This window comes from Ruminococcus sp. AF17-12, from assembly GCF_003479245.1.
GTDB lineage: Bacteria > Bacillota > Clostridia > Lachnospirales > Lachnospiraceae > Blautia_A > Blautia_A fusiformis.
Map to the genome: position 1 here is coordinate 152,858 of NZ_QUGY01000006.1, position 18,303 is coordinate 171,160.

Annotated in this window: 22 protein-coding genes, 2 pseudogenes and 1 riboswitch; of the genes and pseudogenes, 15 read left to right on the top strand and 9 right to left on the bottom strand. The window is 35.8% G+C overall.

What is annotated here, in order from left to right:
* Positions 1 to 70: 70 nt before the first annotated feature.
* The 6 genes from DWW77_RS08615 (at position 71) to DWW77_RS08645 (ending at position 6,721) form a co-directional block, all read left to right on the top strand.
* The gene (locus DWW77_RS08615) at positions 71 to 532 is read left to right on the top strand and encodes a hypothetical protein (RefSeq protein WP_117638881.1); all 462 of its coding nucleotides are present in this window, start codon (positions 71 to 73) and stop codon (positions 530 to 532) included.
* A 102-nt stretch (positions 533 to 634) separates the two neighbouring features.
* Complete coding sequence (locus DWW77_RS08620; RefSeq protein ID WP_117638882.1) at positions 635 to 1,054, top strand: winged helix-turn-helix domain-containing protein; 420 nt, start codon at positions 635 to 637, stop codon at positions 1,052 to 1,054.
* Positions 1,055 to 1,371: 317 nt separating this feature from the next.
* Positions 1,372 to 1,878, top strand: coding sequence for an MFS transporter (locus tag DWW77_RS18500; RefSeq protein ID WP_195990594.1), 507 nt, complete (start codon positions 1,372 to 1,374; stop codon positions 1,876 to 1,878).
* Positions 1,879 to 2,186: 308 nt separating this feature from the next.
* Positions 2,187 to 4,289, top strand: coding sequence for a penicillin-binding transpeptidase domain-containing protein (locus DWW77_RS08635; protein WP_118608526.1), 2,103 nt, complete (start codon positions 2,187 to 2,189; stop codon positions 4,287 to 4,289).
* Positions 4,290 to 4,329: 40 nt separating this feature from the next.
* Complete coding sequence (locus tag DWW77_RS08640) at positions 4,330 to 5,487, top strand: DUF6070 family protein (RefSeq protein WP_118063462.1); 1,158 nt, start codon at positions 4,330 to 4,332, stop codon at positions 5,485 to 5,487.
* Entirely contained in the window at positions 5,474 to 6,721 is a 1,248-nt protein-coding gene (locus tag DWW77_RS08645; protein ID WP_117628249.1) for a DUF6070 family protein, read from the top strand. The genes DWW77_RS08640 and DWW77_RS08645 overlap by 14 nt, the downstream gene beginning before the upstream one ends.
* Before the next feature lie 27 nt (positions 6,722 to 6,748).
* Here DWW77_RS08645 and DWW77_RS08650 read toward each other — a convergent pair whose 3' ends face one another.
* Both DWW77_RS08650 and DWW77_RS08655 read right to left on the bottom strand, forming a co-directional pair.
* The gene (locus DWW77_RS08650; protein ID WP_117628248.1) at positions 6,749 to 8,545 is read right to left on the bottom strand and encodes a BlaR1 family beta-lactam sensor/signal transducer; all 1,797 of its coding nucleotides are present in this window, start codon (positions 8,543 to 8,545) and stop codon (positions 6,749 to 6,751) included.
* A 10-nt stretch (positions 8,546 to 8,555) separates the two neighbouring features.
* Positions 8,556 to 8,927 carry a BlaI/MecI/CopY family transcriptional regulator gene (locus DWW77_RS08655; protein ID WP_005426520.1) on the bottom strand — a complete coding sequence of 124 codons (372 nt, stop codon included), beginning with the start codon at positions 8,925 to 8,927 and terminating at the stop codon, positions 8,556 to 8,558.
* Positions 8,928 to 9,048: 121 nt separating this feature from the next.
* Between DWW77_RS08655 and DWW77_RS08660 the strand changes: the two genes are divergently transcribed.
* The gene (locus DWW77_RS08660; protein WP_005426519.1) at positions 9,049 to 9,462 is read left to right on the top strand and encodes a winged helix-turn-helix domain-containing protein; all 414 of its coding nucleotides are present in this window, start codon (positions 9,049 to 9,051) and stop codon (positions 9,460 to 9,462) included.
* Positions 9,463 to 9,485: 23 nt separating this feature from the next.
* On the opposite strand, the gene DWW77_RS08665 is transcribed toward DWW77_RS08660, so the two are convergent.
* Both DWW77_RS08665 and DWW77_RS08670 read right to left on the bottom strand, forming a co-directional pair.
* Positions 9,486 to 10,865 carry a relaxase/mobilization nuclease domain-containing protein gene (locus DWW77_RS08665; RefSeq protein WP_118608527.1) on the bottom strand — a complete coding sequence of 460 codons (1,380 nt, stop codon included), beginning with the start codon at positions 10,863 to 10,865 and terminating at the stop codon, positions 9,486 to 9,488.
* Positions 10,814 to 11,155, bottom strand: coding sequence for a plasmid mobilization protein (locus DWW77_RS08670; protein ID WP_005426517.1), 342 nt, complete (start codon positions 11,153 to 11,155; stop codon positions 10,814 to 10,816). The genes DWW77_RS08665 and DWW77_RS08670 overlap by 52 nt, the downstream gene beginning before the upstream one ends.
* 399 nt (positions 11,156 to 11,554) lie before the next feature.
* Between DWW77_RS08670 and DWW77_RS08675 the strand changes: the two genes are divergently transcribed.
* Positions 11,555 to 11,914: an MmcQ/YjbR family DNA-binding protein gene (locus tag DWW77_RS08675; RefSeq protein WP_118576224.1), complete on the top strand. Its 360-nt coding sequence runs from the start codon at positions 11,555 to 11,557 to the stop codon at positions 11,912 to 11,914.
* A gap of 53 nt (positions 11,915 to 11,967) precedes the next feature.
* Here the strand turns inward: DWW77_RS08675 and DWW77_RS08680 are convergent, their stop codons facing one another.
* The 3 genes from DWW77_RS08680 to DWW77_RS08685 form a co-directional block, all read right to left on the bottom strand.
* On the bottom strand, positions 11,968 to 12,306 hold the full coding sequence (locus DWW77_RS08680) for a type II toxin-antitoxin system RelE/ParE family toxin (RefSeq protein ID WP_019162149.1): 339 nt from the start codon (positions 12,304 to 12,306) through the stop codon (positions 11,968 to 11,970).
* A complete protein-coding gene (locus tag DWW77_RS18045) occupies positions 12,293 to 12,466 on the bottom strand; it encodes a hypothetical protein (RefSeq protein WP_005426514.1) in 174 nt (57 codons plus the stop codon). The genes DWW77_RS08680 and DWW77_RS18045 overlap by 14 nt, the downstream gene beginning before the upstream one ends.
* 94 nt (positions 12,467 to 12,560) lie before the next feature.
* The gene (locus DWW77_RS08685) at positions 12,561 to 12,824 is read right to left on the bottom strand and encodes a helix-turn-helix domain-containing protein (protein ID WP_015541275.1); all 264 of its coding nucleotides are present in this window, start codon (positions 12,822 to 12,824) and stop codon (positions 12,561 to 12,563) included.
* Positions 12,825 to 12,995: 171 nt separating this feature from the next.
* On the opposite strand from DWW77_RS08685, the gene DWW77_RS08690 reads away from it, so the two are divergent.
* Positions 12,996 to 13,331: a hypothetical protein gene (locus DWW77_RS08690; RefSeq protein WP_005426510.1), complete on the top strand. Its 336-nt coding sequence runs from the start codon at positions 12,996 to 12,998 to the stop codon at positions 13,329 to 13,331.
* Positions 13,332 to 13,394: 63 nt separating this feature from the next.
* On the opposite strand, the gene DWW77_RS08695 is transcribed toward DWW77_RS08690, so the two are convergent.
* The gene (locus tag DWW77_RS08695; protein WP_015524620.1) at positions 13,395 to 13,754 is read right to left on the bottom strand and encodes a helix-turn-helix domain-containing protein; all 360 of its coding nucleotides are present in this window, start codon (positions 13,752 to 13,754) and stop codon (positions 13,395 to 13,397) included.
* A 504-nt stretch (positions 13,755 to 14,258) separates the two neighbouring features.
* Between DWW77_RS08695 and DWW77_RS08700 the strand changes: the two genes are divergently transcribed.
* From DWW77_RS08700 to DWW77_RS08720, 5 genes are all read left to right on the top strand, one after another.
* Positions 14,259 to 14,696: an RNA polymerase sigma factor gene (locus DWW77_RS08700; protein ID WP_005426505.1), complete on the top strand. Its 438-nt coding sequence runs from the start codon at positions 14,259 to 14,261 to the stop codon at positions 14,694 to 14,696.
* Positions 14,683 to 14,955, top strand: coding sequence for a helix-turn-helix domain-containing protein (locus DWW77_RS08705; RefSeq protein ID WP_015541278.1), 273 nt, complete (start codon positions 14,683 to 14,685; stop codon positions 14,953 to 14,955). Before DWW77_RS08700 ends, DWW77_RS08705 begins: the two co-directional genes overlap by 14 nt.
* A 459-nt stretch (positions 14,956 to 15,414) precedes the next feature.
* The gene (locus DWW77_RS08710; RefSeq protein ID WP_118608528.1) at positions 15,415 to 15,609 is read left to right on the top strand and encodes an excisionase family DNA-binding protein; all 195 of its coding nucleotides are present in this window, start codon (positions 15,415 to 15,417) and stop codon (positions 15,607 to 15,609) included.
* Between the two features lie 86 nt (positions 15,610 to 15,695).
* On the top strand, positions 15,696 to 15,932 hold the full coding sequence (locus DWW77_RS08715; protein ID WP_118608554.1) for a type II toxin-antitoxin system Phd/YefM family antitoxin: 237 nt from the start codon (positions 15,696 to 15,698) through the stop codon (positions 15,930 to 15,932).
* Positions 15,933 to 15,996: 64 nt separating this feature from the next.
* Positions 15,997 to 17,253, top strand: a complete 1,257-nt coding sequence (locus DWW77_RS08720) for a tyrosine-type recombinase/integrase (protein WP_173729248.1) — start codon at positions 15,997 to 15,999, stop codon at positions 17,251 to 17,253.
* A gap of 502 nt (positions 17,254 to 17,755) precedes the next feature.
* Positions 17,756 to 17,870, top strand: a riboswitch (FMN riboswitch).
* A 114-nt stretch (positions 17,871 to 17,984) separates the two neighbouring features.
* Here DWW77_RS08720 and DWW77_RS18505 read toward each other — a convergent pair.
* A pseudogene (locus DWW77_RS18505) lies at positions 17,985 to 18,227 on the bottom strand (DUF6783 domain-containing protein).
* Here DWW77_RS18505 and DWW77_RS18510 point away from each other — a divergent pair.
* Positions 18,177 to 18,302, top strand: a pseudogene (locus DWW77_RS18510) (DUF6783 domain-containing protein); the annotation flags it as partial. The pseudogenes DWW77_RS18505 and DWW77_RS18510 overlap by 51 nt on opposite strands.
* Position 18,303 lies beyond the last annotated feature (1 nt).

Sequence of the window (18,303 nt, forward strand, 5' to 3'; positions counted from 1 at the left end):
GAACGAGAAGCAACCCAAACAAAGAAAAAGGCCAAAAAGGTAGCTCCAAAGAAAGGCTGGTGATGATTGTATGAAGAAAAGTGATTTAGTATTAACATTCGTTCTTTTAGGAAGTTTTATGCTTTCTGGCTGTTCAAAAGATGAAATTCTTGATCATTATAATAATATCGTTCAGTCGGCTGGAGCCATAGAGCTTACAGGAAAGTCATCTTTGGAAGGAACAAAAGAAAAAGGGATCGATGATTATACGGGAACTTATACGGCTGATTATGAGGATTTTTCAGATACAGAGTATTTGTTCGGAGGAACTTCCATAAAAAGAGAAGCCGGTAAGGAGCTGTCTATTGACTGCACTTTGGAGGTTACGGAAGGTACTGCAAAAGTATTTTGGATTTCTGGATCTGATAAAGCAGTCACTTTGATTGAAACAACCGGAACTTATAGTGACACAATTACACTTCCTGATGGCGGAAATTATGTCGGCATTGAGTGTGAGGAATTTACTGGAAACATTGAATTGAATATTGAATAATCTTTAGCTGTGTGATGGTAAAAGAAAAATGTCACAGTACGGCAGATTTGTTTTAGTTAAAAGTTTATGCATAAAAAATAAAGTAGGTGATTACATGGGAAAATGTTAATACTGACATTTGAAGATAGTGAGGAAGAAATCCTGAATCATATAATATCCTGTGTCAATACGGGAGCAAGAGCATTTCAAGTAATTGAAAATGCAAAAACAAATTTGAGTTATGGAGATATTGTTATTTTGTTGGATAAAAGAGAATTATTTCGAAAGCAGGAAAAAATAGATTTATCTTTTATAGAGTTTGAAATTTTGCATTTATTAATGCGAAGTCCCGGAAGAGTGTTTAGCAAAGAACAAATATATGATATCATATGGAATGAACCTTATTCCGGTGATTATAATGTGGTTATGCGACATATCTGCAACATTAGAGAAAAGATAGAGGATGATCCGGGCCAACCAATGTATATACAAACGGTGAGAGGTGTAGGATATCGGTTTAACGGGAATTTAGGCAGCAAGTGAAATCGCTGCCTATTATTATGGTTTTACAAAGAAGGAAGTTTGTTATGAGAAGATCTTTGTATTTCAGGAGCATCCTGTTTGAGATATTTGGACAGATTTTGATGTATCAATTCCAACTCTTTTATTTCTTGCTTAAAAGAAACATATTGAGTATTTAGTGATTTTTTTTGGAAAATAAGATCTGAAAGTTGCTCCTGTAACTTATTGGTATTAAGATGCTTCAGGTTCATGCCATTTTCCTGTAAAATATGTTCAGCACCGGCGAAAAGAATAATTTGAGATTCATATTTACGGAAATAACGATCCGGATTTTTCTGATGGATAAGCGGCTTTTCGTTTTGACTCTCTCCGCTACAAATTGTATGATTTTCTTTATGCCGATTACGGCGTTTTATCCTTTGATGATAAGTGACTATTTTCAAGGAACGGCATGCGAGGCGAGTAGTGTAGAACTTCTTTATTCCGCAGGTATGATGATTGGAACTTTTGTGATAAACCATTTTGGAAATAAGCTGCAACATAACGCTGCCTGTGCCGCCTTCATTGGATTATTTGGCCTTGGAAGCACCACACTCATTAGTGGGTTTCTTCCAAAGTCAGATGCGGCATTTTGGATATTTGCTTTTATGTGTTTTGGAATGGGAATCAGTGCTGTGTTCTATAATATTCTTTACATTGCGTATATGCAGGAAACGATATCTTCAAAATATCATGGACGCGCATTTTCTTTATTGAACAGTATTATTTCGTTGACAATGCCTCTGGATTTATTGGTTGCAGGTCCCGTGTTCTGTTTAATAGGGTCTGACCCCAAAACAAAATGATTATAAGAAACGAGCAGGGTTATTTCAAAGATCTGCAGATTTAGAGTAGTTCTTTTTTTCTGAGAGAAAAATTAAAAATCGTTTTTGGTTCTTCTGGAGAGTGATTATAGCGTTTGGGAAACATCCGGAGAAACCATTACCTCAGGGTGTCGGTAAAGTTCTTTATCAAAGAGGGCTTTGAGATGCCCTTTCTTTTTTATGCAAATCTTTTCTCTTGTCTACATATATAAACCTAAGAAAAAGCTTGACGTTTAAATATTACAAGTGTAATATTTAAGAAAATATGAAAAAAGGAGAAATAAAACTATATGAGAAAAACGAAAAGAAAAAAACACACGAAGACTATCACAAAAATAGTTTTATTTAGCGGTATATTGATTGGTGGTGGAATCGGTATTGTAACAATAATGAATCGTAATGTTCCTGAAAAAAGACTAATGGAATATATGAAATATATTGAAAAAGGGGAATATGAGCAAATGTATGCCATGCTGGATCAGAAAAAAAGCAGCATGAACAGTAAGGAAGAATTTATAGAACGAAATTCTAAAATATATGAAGGCATTGAGATGTCTGATCTGTCCATAACCGATATTACAGTAAAAAGACAAGAAAACGGAAATGCGGCAGTTTCCTATACAACAAATATGCAGACTGCTGCAGGAAATGTAGAATTTACCAACGATGCGGTATTTTCACATGATTGGACAGGATATCATTTAATCTGGCAGGATCAGTTGATTTTTCCAGAGTTATCTGCAACGGATAAAGTTCAGGTAACGTCAGAAGAGGCAAAGAGAGGAGATATTTTAGACAGAAATGGTCGTCAGTTGGCTGGAGAGGGAACTGCATCTTCGGTAGGAATTGTTCCGGGCAGGATGGAGAACAGAGAAGATACAATAAAAAAACTGGCAGAGTATCTTGGAATTGGAGCAGACGAAATTGAGGATAAGTTAAAAGCCGGTTGGGTAAAAGCAGATTCTTTTGTACCAGTAGCAACAATTCCTAAAATACAAGAGGTCGATCTTTTGACAGCGAATCCGGATAAAACTGTTCTGGAAGAAAAAGAAAAGCAGGACACATTATTGAAGATTCCAGGTATTATGTTATCTGATGTAAAAGTACGAACTTATTATCTAAAAGAAGCTGCCTCTCATCTGGTAGGGTATGTACAGGCGGTTACAGCCGAAGATTTGCAGGAACATAAAGGGGAAGGGTATCGTACAAACAGTGTGATTGGAAAGACTGGACTGGAAACGCTTTATGAAAAAGAACTAAAAGGAACAGATGGGTGTGAAATCTGTATTGTAGATGCAAATGGAAATAAAAAAAGTGTTATTGCATATGAGCCTAGAAAAGATGGAGAAGATATCCATACTACGATTAATGGTGATCTTCAAAGTACTCTTTATGAACAATTTAAAGAAGACAGAGGATGTTCTGTAGCTTTGAATCCTTATACAGGGGAAGTATTGGCGTTGGTAAGTACGCCATCTTATGATAATAATGATTTTGTACGTGGAATGGACAACAGCCAGTGGAGTGCATTAAATGAAAATGAAGACAGGCCTTTATACAACCGCTTTCGCCAGACATGGTGTCCTGGCTCAACTTTTAAACCTGTAATTGCTGCAATTGGATTAAAAGTGGGGGCATTTACTGCAAATGACGATTTTGGAAATGAGGGTCTGGCGTGGCAGAAAGATTCCTCGTGGGGAGATTATACAGTGACTACACTTCATGATTATGAACCTGTGATCTTGAAAAATGCGCTTATTTATTCAGATAATATTTATTTTGCAAAAGCAGCATTAAAAATTGGTGCGGATCAACTGATGCAGTCTCTAAATCAAATAGGATTTAATCAGGAACTTCCATTTGATATTAAAATGTCAGAGTCCCAATATTCTAATATGGACAAGATAGAAACAGAAATCCAGCTTGCTGACAGTGGGTATGGACAGGGACAGATTCTGGTAAATCCTTTGCATCTTGCAAGCATTTATACGGCTTTTCTAAATGATGGAAATATGATAAAGCCATATCTTCACGCGGATGGTGGAAGCACTTCCAGTGAAATCTGGATAAAAGATGCTTTTTCACCACAAATTGTTTCGGAGGTTATGGAGGGGTTAGAGGGTGTAGTGAATAACCCGGAAGGAACTGGTTATGGAGCATGTCGGGAAGACATTAGATTAGCAGGAAAAACCGGAACAGCGGAACTGAAAGCTACAAAAGAAGATACATCTGGAACAGAAATTGGCTGGTTTACAGTTTTTACTACAGATAGAGATACAAAGAATCCTATTTTGCTCATCAGTATGGTAGAGAATGTGAAAGATATTGGAGGAAGCGGTTATGTGGTGGAAAAGGATAAGGCGATACTGGATGAATATCTTGGTAATGAATAATTTTTACCTTTAAATATTACAAATGTAAGAGGAAAATGATATGAAAAAAATTTGGAAAATATTTGTGGGAGTTATTTTTCTTGCTGTCTGTAGTGGATGTGGCATAAAGAAAGAGCAGAAAAAGACAATTGAAGATACGAAAGAAAAAATTTACAGAGAGTGTGAAATGCTAGCAGAAGGCTATCGGAACATATATGAGAATGCTGTGAAAGAAAATGCACTATATGAGCTAAGTACAATACAAAAAAGTATGGATTATTTTGGAAAATATGGATATGCAGTAATTGATTCCTACAATCAGCTGGATATGGTTCAAAGTATTAAAGTAGATGATTTTTTGAAAAAAGCAGAAAAAGAGAAAAATGGAAAAACTACTATATTTCAAGTTATAGCAGGGGATCATTTTATCCGGTATGATCTGAAAACCAAACAGGGGAAAATAGACGTTGAAGTAAGCTCTTTTAAATGGAAAGAGGACACTTGGCAGGAAACATATTATCATGAGTTTAGAGCTAATTCATGGAAATATACAGAAAACGGGTATTTCTTTATGGAAGAATATCATCCGGCTGGATATGATGGACCGTCTGGATATCGGGCCTTTCGGGTAGTGCCGTTAAATAAAAAATGCAGGGAGCTGAATCGAAAATATATACTTCCTTTTGGATATACACTTAATAAATTGTTTACTTCTAATTGGAGTGAAAAAAATTATGATGGAATAAATTTTTATGATGTTTTTGACCGTTTACTTTCAATGGAAGAAAAAACTGATGAATTTAAGGAAGGAAAGACTTATGAAATCCCAAAAGAATCATTTGAAGCGATATTTCAAAAATATTTTAATATAAGCGCAGAGATACTGCAGACAGGAACGGTATTTCACACGGAAACACAGACATATCGGTATCGAACCAGAGGAATCGTATATGATTTTGCTCCCACACCATATATTCCATATCCGGAAGTTGTTTCCTACATAGAAAATCAAGATGGAACAATAACACTGGAAGTAAATGCGGTATGGCCACAAAAAGAATTAGATCAGGCGTTTTGTCATAGCGTAACCATTCGGCTGTTAGATAAAGATAGATTTCAATATGTATCCAATTATGTATCAAGGTCAGAAATAGAGGTTACCTGGTATACGGAAAGATTATCAGACGAAAAGTGGGAGGAATGTTATGGAGATAATTGATATGAGTACAAAAAGAAAACTGAAAAAGATGGTGAGTGTTTTATTTATTTTGGGATGCTTTTTCATAGGAAATACAAAATGTAAAGGGGCTGATTTAGAATATATTTCACAGGAAACTGCGAATTATGCTGTACAAGAAAGAGGATATGATTTGCCAGTAGATGAAGTCGTGAAAGAAGAAGCTATTGAAGATTGTAAGAATGTTATGAATCAGATGAAAGCCATTTATCAAAAGGCGGATAAAGGAACTTCATCGAATGTAGTAGTTTCTGAGACAGTAATGGAAGAAATGCAGGAAGTATTAAAGGAAAAAAATGTCCCTGTTATTACATCAGCGCCGTATTCAAATATGGCTAATTATTCTAAAATGGAAGAATTTCTTTTCAAGGCAGAACAGGATCTGCCAGGAGATATCGTCTTATATAGGATTAACAGGGATGGTGGGATAGAAAGACTCAAATTCAATTATGATGGGACAGATATGTATTTGTTGGCTGTGAAAGTTGTTTGGGGTATGAACGACAATCCATCTATTGTATATGTTTCGTATACAAGGATAGAAGAATGGAAATATACAGAAAAAGGCTGGTTTGGTTATACGCTGTGTGTTCCAAAATATCCGGAAGTATCAGAAGCGGTTGATGGCAGTTCTATGATAAGAATTAAACCTTTAAGTGATGAATGCAGGGAAGTTTCAAAGAGGTGTGTGTATTTGCTTGGATATCAGGGGAATAATCTTTTATGTTCTGATTGGGATAGATCTGATATGGAAGGGTTAGATTATAATGGTTTATATGAATATTTATATCGAATGAAATACGGGGAGAGATATGAGTTTTCAGGTAACTCAAGTGGAATTCCGGCAGAAGAGTTTGAAAATCTGATAATGGAGTTTTTGCCGATAACAGCGGAGCAAATTAAAAAATGGGCAGTATTTGATTCGGAACATCAAACTTATGACTGGGAACGATTAGGTTGTTTAAATTATAGCCCTACTTATTTTGGAACATCTTTACCGGAGGTCGTTGAAATAAGAGATAGCGGAGAGGGAAACAATGTGCTGGTTGTTGATGCTGTATGTGATACATTTATATGTAATGATGCCGTTATTACAAGTGAGCTGACTGTTAAGTTCAACGATGATAAGAGTTTTAAATATATGGGGAATAAAATTCTGAATAATGGTACGAAAGAAGTTCCCAAATATCAATATAGAATAAAAAGAAAGAACTGATAACAACTATCAGCCCTTTCATATTTGTTAATTCCATATATGTAATTTTTTTAAGATATTAGAAGTGATTTCAAATGCTTTTTTTCCAGTTGCATTAGAATCACTTTGGATATTGGTTGCAAAATAATAGCTGTTATCGGAAGTTTCTACATATCCGATAAACCAGCCGTTGATATCCTGTCCGTTGACACGACCGGTTCCAGTTTTTCCGTAGAAATTACCATTAGGTGTACTGGCAATTTTTATAGCATTTTTAACAGAAAATACATTTTGGGAATTTAGATGGAATTCATTTGTGTTAAATTTTTTCAATAATGTTACTTGCTCTAAAGGCGAGATTTTTAATGAAAAATCGGACCAGTATAAATCCAGATTTGAACTGGTTGTCTGGTTTCCATATTCTATTTTATTCAAAAATTCCTGGACTCTGTTAATTCCGAGCTGCGAATCAATTGCCTGGAAATACCAGTTAACGGAATTTTGCATAGCAGAGTTTAAATCCTGATCAGCTTCCCAGGATGGAAAAGGAAAGGCATCACCATTCCATGTCATGGAAGAGTGTTCTGGTGTGATGATTCCGGATTCCAACCCTAATAATGCATCGTATATTTTGTAGGTAGACTCTGGCGGAATACGTTTGGTGGCTTCTTCAAGATCGTATATTTTCCAGGAATCCAAATTATTGTCATACAAAACAAATGATCCATCATATGTTCCAAATGTTTCGGATATATCTAACAGGGAGATATTTTTGTCTGTATCACTAAAATGATATACGCTTTGAGTAGAGGCATCAATGGATAAAATGGGTGTACATCCAATAAAAACAGCACTAATGACCAGATAAATTATCAATGCTCTCATTTTTTGATAAAGAGTTTCTTTCCTAAAAACGGCGATGTTGAGAATACGTCGTTTCATCTGCCTGAAATTTCCGGACATTCCAACTGCCAGTGGAGAGGAAAAAGAGGATATTTTTTCTGCAAAATTAATCAGTGTAGTTCCATAAGCTTGGTATTCATCAGCAGAAATCATCTGCAATACAGCAGAATCACAGGCTATTTCACGGTCACAGAGAATTTCTTTTAAAGTGTACCAAACAAAAGGGTTAAACCAGTAGAGTATATTACTTATGACCATGAGGAAGCCAATAAATGTATCTTTGTGACGGTAATGCTGTAATTCGTGTAGCAGCATAAAACGCATATCATCAGGATTCAGTTCGGAAATTAAATGGATGGGAATGTAAATTCTGGGATGTATTATTCCGATTAAAACTGGTGATTTTAAAAATGCAGTACTGTAGACTGATACTGGGTGAGAGATTTTAAGTTCCTTTAAACAATTGTAATAAATAGTTTTTACCTGCTGATTTTGAAGCGGGAGAGCAGATCTTTTTATGGAACGTACATAGTTTAATGAATGAAGGGTGAGGACTGACATAATCATAACACCCGTTATCCATATTAGAAAGAGTATGGTATTCAAGCCTCCAGAAAATTGACTACTGATGGAAACTGAAAAATCATTCACCTGGTTTAACAAAATATTTTGTGTATTACTGGTAAGTTCGGATAGCGTGTCGGTACCAGAGTTAAGTCCTGAGTCAGTTTGAAAAAAATGTAACCATGAAAAAAGTTGTGAGCCATGAATCTGTACAGGAAAAAATGGCACGGCAAGTAATAAAAATAAAAGAAAACAGAGATGGTACTGTGTAGCCGCAGATAAATATTTTTTCAGAAGTTTTTTTGTTCCGATTATTACAAGTGTAAAAATACATATGAAGATATTACTGATTAAAAAGTGGATGATCCAGTTGCTCATTCAAAACCTCCTATTTCTGATGTTTTGATAATAAATGGCGTAAGTTATCAATTTCTGTTGAAGAGAGCTTATCGTCTTCAAGGTAAGAAGCCAGCATAGAAGAAAGATTTCCATTATAATATCGCTTTAAAAAAGAATTGCTTTCCTGGCGTATATATTCATCTTCTTGGACTAATGGAGTATAGACAAATACCCGGCTTTGTTTTTCGTAGGAAAGAGCTTTTTTGGAAACAAGTCTCTTGATAAGAGTTTGAATTGTTTTTGGACTCCAGCTGGTAGTTAGAGTAAGTTTTTCTGTAATTTCATTTGTATTGATGGGAGCATATTTCCATACAATTTTCATAACTTCAAATTCGGCTTCTGAAATTTGGGGTAGTGACATAATAAAATCCTCCTGCTAAATCCTACATATGTAATAAATATATTATATTACTTGTAGAAGAAAAAAGTCAAATGGCAGATGATATATAGAATATAAAATTAATAATGTAGAGGCAATAAAGGTGAAAAAGATAGAAATTATTGAGAGAATCACAGATGCTAATGGAAGCATAAGTGAAAACATATTGACTAGCTGGGAACATAAAAACCAATTCATACCGGAAATTATAAGGTTTGGAGAATTAAAAATATATCTACAGGAACGAATTGTTAAAAAGAATGATAGTGATGTTCATCTTTCAAAATATGAATATGATATTTTACTTCTTTTAGCGAAAAGTCCAGGTAGAATATTTGGAAAAGAAATGGTTTATGATCTGGTATGGAATGAACCTTATTCCGGTGATTATAATGTGGTTATGCGACATATCTGCAATATCAGAGAAAAAATAGAAGATGATCCTGGACAACCATTATATATACAAACAGTACGAGGTGTAGGATATCGGTTTAATGGGAATTTAGGCAGCGAGTGAAATCGCTGCCTATTATTATGGTTTTACAAAGAAAGGAGTTGGTTATGAGAAGATCTTTGTATTTCAGGAGCATCCTGTTTGAGATATTTGGATAGGTTTTGATGTATCAATTCCAACTCTTTTATTTCTTGCTTAAAGGAAACGTATTGAGTATTTAGTGATTCCTTTCTGGAAATAAGATCTGCAATTTGCTCTTGTAACTTATTGGAATTAAGATGTTTCAGGTCTATACCATTTTCCTGTAACATATGTTCAGCACCAGCGAAAAGAATAATTTGAGATTCATATTTACGGAAATAACGATCCGGATCTTTGGAACTTTTATAATGGTCATCGTAAATTTTATTTTTCTGATATTGTTCGGCATATTTCAGCATTTCTCGAAGATGACGTATCTGAGACTCGAGAGAAACAACAGAGGTATTTACCTCTTTTTGCTGCATATGTAACAAGGCTATGCGGTCTTCAAGTTCTGAAAAATTATGTAGGTTATGTGTGAGCATCTTGTTATATTCAGCAGAGACAATTTTTAAATTTTCTTTATTTGCCCATTTCTGAAGCCCAATGTTTCCTGCTATATTGGGAGCATTGGTATCTATTAATTTGTTATGAACAGAAGGAAAAATAGCTTTTTGACGTTTATTTTCAATGCGTTCTTTGATACGTTCTTTAGTAAAATTTTTTCCTAAAGATTTAGCACTTCCACGCACTGGACGGGACATATCGGGAGAACGAAAGGTAATGTATTTTCTGCTGTTTTCGCCAAATTCTGCGTTTTTTATTTCATATCCTTTAGCTTCCATAAATGCAAGAAATTCTGAGTAAGTGGAAACGATTCGGATTGTCTGGTTGATATCTTTTCGCAGCTGCGCTTTTTTACTGGATTCAGATTTATTTGCAGCCCATTCATTGTATTTCATTCCTTTTTTACCATCTGGCATAATTGTGGACAGGTTATGTTCCTGGCATAAAGTGTCGCTGAGATTTCGTATTTTCCAGTAATTCTTTTTACAGTCATGATAATGAGAAAAAGTGATATTATCTGCAGAACAGAAAATTAAATGGTTATGTACATGACCTTTATCAATATGTGTTGTCAGGACATAGGAGTATTTTCCATCCAGTAAGCGATCCGCAAGTTCTTTGCCTATTTGATGGGCTTCCTCATAGGAAACTTCATCAGGGGAAAATGCCTGAATCAGATGAAATGCCTTATTTGTATTGTGCGGATCTCTGCAATCATGTGTATGATCCAAAGTGTATTTAAAATCAAGAGCGGCTGTTTCGGGAGAGCAGGCAAAGGAAGAAATATATAGATTCTGGTCTGTTTTATCTGGATTACAGATGTATTCTATTGCTTTATCAACGGTTGTTTTGATACCATGGATTTTTGTAACTGCCATATTTTTTCCATTAACTCCTTTATATCGTCCAGGTCCTTTGGGTAAACTGTATTGGTACTGTTTATACGATGGGTGATCTGATTCAAATTGCTGCTGATATTGCCCAGCAGGGTATTCATTTTTCGGATATGAGAGTAGTCTACTTCATATACAAATCCATATAAGATCATTTTCCGTAGAAAGGCAGATTTGCTTTTCATCCTGGAAAGACGATATTTTTCTTCTAAAATGTATTGTTCGTCATCATTCAAATAAAATTGTACGGGATGAATTCTGGTACGTTTGCTCATTGAAATCCTCCAATTCGTTTTTTCTATAAAAAAGAGTACAAAAAAACTGTCTAACCAGTTCGGCTATGACAGTTATGGTACTTGGTTTTTTGTTGGTTTGGACAGATGTATCTGTAAGTTATTTTAACAGGACTGGGTGAAAGCGTCAAATTAAGAAATTATAAAATATGAGAGGGCCAGGGATACTCCCTGATACATTTTGGTAGAATGAACCGGAAAGGGAATTTGACAAAATGAGCCAGTTGTCATGACACTGGCAGTGCTTGCTTCTTTTGGGGTGTAGCCTGCAAAGCAGGCTATGCAAAAGCTATAAAACATAAATGGAACTGTGAGAAGTGGTTGAGAATATAATCCTGATAGCGTATAATCAGAGCAAGAAATCGTAAGTGAGGGATAAATTTGAAACGTGAGGAAATTTTTCAATATGTGAAAGAGCAATATGGAACGGAACCGGAATATTTATGGAAAAAAGATCCTGATTCTGCGGTGCTTCGACATAAAAATGGAAAATGGTATGCTATAATTATGGCAGTGGAAAAGAAAATACTGGGATTAGAAGAAGATGGAAACATTGACATCCTGGATGTAAAATGTGATCCTGATCTGGTTGGGATGATTATTCAAACGTATGGATTTTTACCGGGGTATCATATGAATAAGCAACACTGGATTACGATTCTTTTGGATGAATCTGTTAGTGAAGCTAAGACGCTAGATTTTCTGGATATGAGTTATGATTTAATTGACAGTGGGAAGTAATTAAAATTAAAAAGGAAGCCTTTCAGAAAAATCTCTGATCGGCTCCCAGGTATTCATTCTGGATATGTATAAGTTGATCTTTGCAACAGGATATTTTCCCAATCTCGTTCATGGCGCAACACTCGGAGAATATGAATCTCTTTTGTTTCTTCCATTATAATATAAAAAATAATAGATGGCGGAAAAGATCTTTTATGTATGGAATATCCTCTGTACAGAATTTGAGTTCGGGGAAAGGCAGTACTGAACTGGCCTAAATTCTGCATTTGTTCTTTCAGATCAGATTGAAAACGGTCAGCACGTTGCTGGCCGAATTCTTCTTCAATATAATCTGCAATGTCTGTGACATCGTAAATTGCTTCCCAGGTTAAAATAATTTTATATTCTTGCATTTCTTCGTGCATCCCTTAATTCTGTGATTTTGCGAAAAGCATCTTCCAGTGGCAATTCACGACCAGCTTCCATATCATCAATTCCCCGGTCTAACATGCGGAGAAGATGATTGTTTTCCTGGTTTTTATCGGTTGTAGGGACTTTTTTTGTTAATTCCATGAAATCACTCCAATCATACGGTTTATAAATAGTGTATGTTGTTCAGAAGTATCTATCCATAGTTTAGCATAGAATGGGCAGCAATACAATTGAATTATTTTGCAGGAGCGTCCGTCAGACCAAGAAGATATTCACAGGAAACATTAAATACTTCGGCCAGTGCGACAACTTCGTAGTCGGGAACGAAACGTGTGCCTTGTTCAATTCGCAGGATTGCCAGATCATTAAAATCATATCCTGCAAGTTGTAATTTGGCAGCGAGTGTTTTCTGAGTAAGATTATGAGCCTTTCGTAATTCTTTTACCCGTTGTCCTATTCTGTTTTTACTGTTCGTTTTTTTATCCCAATAAATAATCATTCTGATCCTCAAAAGTTTCTAAAGATGAAGTATTATTATTGATTTTAAGGAAAAATATTGTTACTATACTTCTAAAGATGAAGTTTTTGGAAAGTTTATTTGATTTTTGAAATAAGAAAATGATAATGCTGCCTGTAATGAGAAATAATTCTAATGAGAGGTGGAAAGAAGATGAATGAATTTTATGAAGCAGTATCTAATTTATTTGAGGAATTGCGCTGTGACTCCGGAGAAAGAGAATATACAGTACAGCCGGAAGAATGGAAAGAAGCAGAGAAGAATTTGAAACAAATACAAAAGAAGCTGCCACTACATCTGGAAAAAATCCCAGAGCGTGAGCAGAATTTCTGGAATAAATATCTGGATCAGTTAGAACATTTCCATTATGAAGAGGAGCAGCGGGCTTATTACCAGGGAATGATGGATGTAGTTGAGTTTCTTATTAATATAGGGGCAATAAAGAAATCCACGAATGTTAAGAGAATGATAGAAAAATATGCACGTTAAGAGTGGCGGTATGGGAAACCATACCGCTTCTTCAGAATAATTCAGATAGAATTCAAATGAATTTCAGGGATCTTGTTTATCGTGGTCTGTAGGAATTTTGTATGTGCGCAGGTATGCTTCTACGATGGCAAGGATAGCGGTAATTTGCTCATCGTTGCATTTTGACAGGTACATGAGCAGGCGTTGATAATCAAGATTATCTGTATGATTGTTTGGATAAAACAATGGTTCAGGAGGAACATTTAAAGCGCGTACCAGTTTTCTGATTTTATGAAAACTGGGAACTCGGCCCCCATTTTCAATTTCCTTTAAATATCGGCTGGACATTTCTGCTTTTTCAGCTAATTCTTCATAAGTCAATTTTTGCTCGTGTCGGGCGTTCTTAAAAAACAATCCCAGTTCTTTATCTGTTTGTTTTGGCATATGATACACCTCCATGTTTAGTGTATAGTTCCCTTTCTTGAAAGAAAATGAACTAATATTTCACTAAAAAAGAGGGTGATATTTCACTTTTTAAAAGACATATAAAATTCTGAATTTCCGTAAAACAGATCCGGAGGTATAGGAAAGATTAAGAATTTTATTGTCTGGTATCATATCCGTCATTACGTGACGGATGAAATAGATAAATAGTTCAAAAAAGCAAATAAATTTCTTTACCTCAAAAAGTGAATTATATGCCACAAAAAATGATGGCAAAATATTATCTTTTGATATAAATAGCGTCCGATGGGCTAAAAACTACCCATTAGGACGTTTTTTATATACCTCAAAATACAGGAAAAACAATTTTCTCGTATTTATTAAGAAATTTTTTAAAAATTTCTTCCCACACCCCGACAAATGCACTCATCCGTTTGGGATATGTGTGAAGGGGAAGCAAGAACTTTGCTTATTGCCTACCGGCGGGGAAGGAGGTGAACTCTTATGGAGCAATCCTCTTTTCAAGATGAGCAGACAGTCAGACATCAGTTTGATTCTCTGTGCAAGCTGGCATTGAAAAGTGAAGTTATTAATTATGAAAAGCATATGGCATATCGCCAGAAGTATGAAGTGATGTTGTCAGAATTATCAGAAAAGGAGTTGAGCAGACTTTTTATAATGGATGAGCATGAAATGGAAACACATCGTTTTCAGGTCCTGGGTTACGACATAGAAGTCAAAGATGCATTGATTGCTGAAGCACTGCAGACACTTACTGAAAAGAAAAGGAATGTTGTGTTATTATCATATTTTATGGATATGAGTGATGCAGACATTGCCAGAGAAATGAATCTTGTACGCAGCACAATTAATGAGCATCGTAGACGATCACTGGAACTGATGAGAAAAAATATGGAGGAATCTGCAAATGAAAAAAAGTAAAAAACAGAAATGCGCATTTGATTTGCTGCCATTCCATGTTATTGAGGCAGCATCAACTGGTGATACTGAGGCAATCCAGGCAGTGTTGAAGCATTATGAAGGGTACATAACAGTTTTGGCTACCAGAAAAATGTTTGACGAATTTGGACAGGTGCATTACTGTGTAGATGAAACTCTGCGTCAACGCCTGGAAGCAAAACTGATTACTAAGACCTTGGGATTTGATACGAAATCATATGTAAGGAAAAGTAATCAGTAAAGGGAGTATTTATATTAACTGCTAAAGATTTCTGCTCCCCTTTAGAAATCCGTGGGCAGTGTAACTGTACCTTGAAAATTACATATAGTTAACTTGCAGGAACGTGTGAAATAGTGGAGCTATGTAGCAAATACGCGGAGACTATCTGCTTTTTAACTTCCCGACAAATTGTCGAGAAGTACAGAAGTGAAAACTGAGGAAGTGCTGATTTTGGCATTGAAGGAAAGGTACGAGCGAGAAATATATTGCTACCAACAGAGCTTAGGAACTTTGTAGCGAGGAAACTGTTTTTGATAATGATACTTCCGATAAAGATTCGGTCTGAAAAGATGGTGTAAATCCAATGAGGTCATACCTGGTGGCTGCCTGCAGGTTTTTGATAAAGTGCCTGTTGATAAAAGAACATTTTAACTATGAAGTGTTTTTTTATCAGCGGGCATAAAAAGAGGGGGTGACAATTTGGAACTTGAAAAGACTTTGTTGTCTGTAGAGGAATTCTGTACATATATGGGAATTGGAAAAACGAAAGCGAGAGAACTGCTTTCTAATCCTAGTTGTAAGTATGTAGTTCGGGTCGGACGACGAGTGTTGATTCATAAGGAACTTTTAGATGCTGAATTGAAGAAAAGTGCTAAGTTTCAATTGAAAATGTAATGTTCAACAAAAGTAAAAAAGGCGGTAATAGACACTTGATGTTGAAGCACAATTATGCTACAATATGGAAGAAAGGAGATGAAAAGATGCCCAGAATAATTCCTATTAGAGAACTAAGAGATACGAATAGAATGTCAGAAATGTGCCATGAGTCAGAAGAACCAGTTTTTATAACGAAAAATGGCTATGGAGACATGGTAATCATGAGTTTGGAAACTTTTGAAAAAAACTCTGGTATGAGTGACTTTTATGGAAATGTGAAATTTAAAAAAGGCAAGTATTCTGATAGGACAGAAGAAAAAGAGCATCCCATTTCCGAGTGATCTGATAGACCGCCGATAGTTTTTACTTTTGAAATTGCAAGCAACAATTATGAAGGTGAAAATTATGGGAAAAGACTTAAAAGGAAAAGAACTTGGCAGAGGTTTAACACAGAGACCTGATGGACGTTATATGGCGAGAGCGCAGGTTGCAGGAAAAAGCGTTTTATTATATGGTTGGAAATTGAGGACTCTTAAAAAAGAATTTGCTGAAGCAGTGGAAGAAGCCAGAAAAGGTTCAATATGGTTAGGCTATGAAACTGATACTCTTACATTAAATGAATGGTTTGAGGAATGGTACGAAAAATATAAGGCTCCGACATTGAAAAATGGAGGATCAGCTCAGTATAGGCGTAAATTTGTAAACTATTATGGTGTGAGAATTGGATCAAAAAATCTGAAAGATATTCGGCAATTACATGTTCAGACAGCGATTGCTGATATGCTCGAAGCTGGGAGATCATCGAAATCGGTCAGAGAAGCGACTGGTATTTTACAGAACTGTATTGAGGCAGCTATGGCGAATGGTTTAACTTCTATCAATCCGACTGTAGGAGTTGTTATTCCAAAGTGTGATAAAGTTGAAAGAAGAGTACTGACAGTAGAAGAACAGGAAATTTTTATAGAACATTTGGAAAGAACAAAAAGCTGGTATGAAGAAATGTATAAGCTGATGTTGCTTACAGGAATGCGTATCGGAGAGGTTGGTGGACTTCAGTGGGGAGATATTGATTTTACGAATCGATTTATCAGTATAAAAAGATCTCTGTCATATCAATATGAGGATGGCGTGAAAACTATTTTTTTTACATCACCCAAGACAGAAAATTCTGTCAGAAAAATTCCTTTTTTTGGAGAGACAAAAGATATACTAATGAGGCAGTTTGAAAAACAGAAAGCCAAGCGAGCTGACATGGGAAAGAAATGGAAACAGCCCAAAGATATGGACGATCTGATATTTACTACATCATTAGGAACTCCAATAGGTCGTTATACGATTGAAAATGATATGAGAAACATTACAAAACAGATAAATGAGACACTTCGAATAGAAGCGGAATATTCGGGAACAATTCCTAAGAAATTTGAAAGAGTCCATCCACATGCTTTGAGACATACTTTTGCAACAAGATGTTTTGAAAAAGGAATGACCCCTCGGACAGTACAGGAGATCATGGGACACTCAAATTATAATACAACGGTGTCGTATACACATGTATTGGACGATATAAAACTAAAAGAAGCAGAACGTTTGGGGGACTTTCTGGATAATACGAAAGCAGCACAAAGAGTTGTGCAGGACGAGCTTCTTGGTATTATGTAGGCAATAGAATTACTCAATTAGTTACGTAATGAGATTGTTGAAACGTTATTAGACTGATTGTTAAAGTAATATAAAACTGAAAGATCCGCATAGCGGAAAATGCTGATTTTAACTGGATTATTCGCATAGCAGGCAGGAATGTAAGACTTAAAACTTTGCATAGCAGGCTGGTATGTAAGTCGAAAATATCGCATCGCAGATGAACGCATAATCTTACAGTTCGCATAAGAATTTGAACCGTAATTTTATCATGTAAATCAATGAAAAACCTTGAATTTCCTATGAAAATGGGATGATTCAAGGTTTTTTTGCGTATTGGGGAATAAATTCGAGACTGTGAGAAAAAGTCTGTAAATAAGATTCTTCTATGATATGCAAGGGTGGCAAGCCTGAAAATCAGGCTTCTCACCCTTGTTTTATATATAACAGTGGTAGGGCGGTGGAATTTAAATAAAAAATTTCCGCTTTACAAATAACAGATAAAGTATTAAAATAAACAAAAAGATATCTTCAGGGCAGGGTGTGATTCCCTACCGGCGGTAGAGCCCGCGAGCCGAGAGGCATGATCCGGTGAGATTCCGGGGCCGACAGTACAGTCTGGATGGAAGAAGATGATAGTACAGTTGATTTTTGTATGAATGAATGTAGTATCAGAGCTCTGAGATGGTGATCCATTTCAGAGCTTTTTATATAGGAAATCAGACATTCATTTATCGATCAGATGTAACAGATCAATTCCACCCTGCAGATATTTCTGCAGGCTTTTTTTGTATCTGGTACATCGTTTTCGAAATAACTATACTATTCACTTGTCTGTGAATCTGATTGCACAGGTCTAAAAGCTTCGGCGTACCAGAGCGTGTTTGAAAAATCATTCCTGCAATCTGCACGCCCCACTTTGCGGTATATTTTGCCCGAATTCAGTTGCCGTAGCCCGCTACGGCGCCTTCATCCGGACAAAATCTCCCACAAATTGTGACGCACATCTTGCAGAAAGCCTTTTTCAAACACGCTCTAGACAAAGAACAGGAATAAGAAAGAAGGAATAGA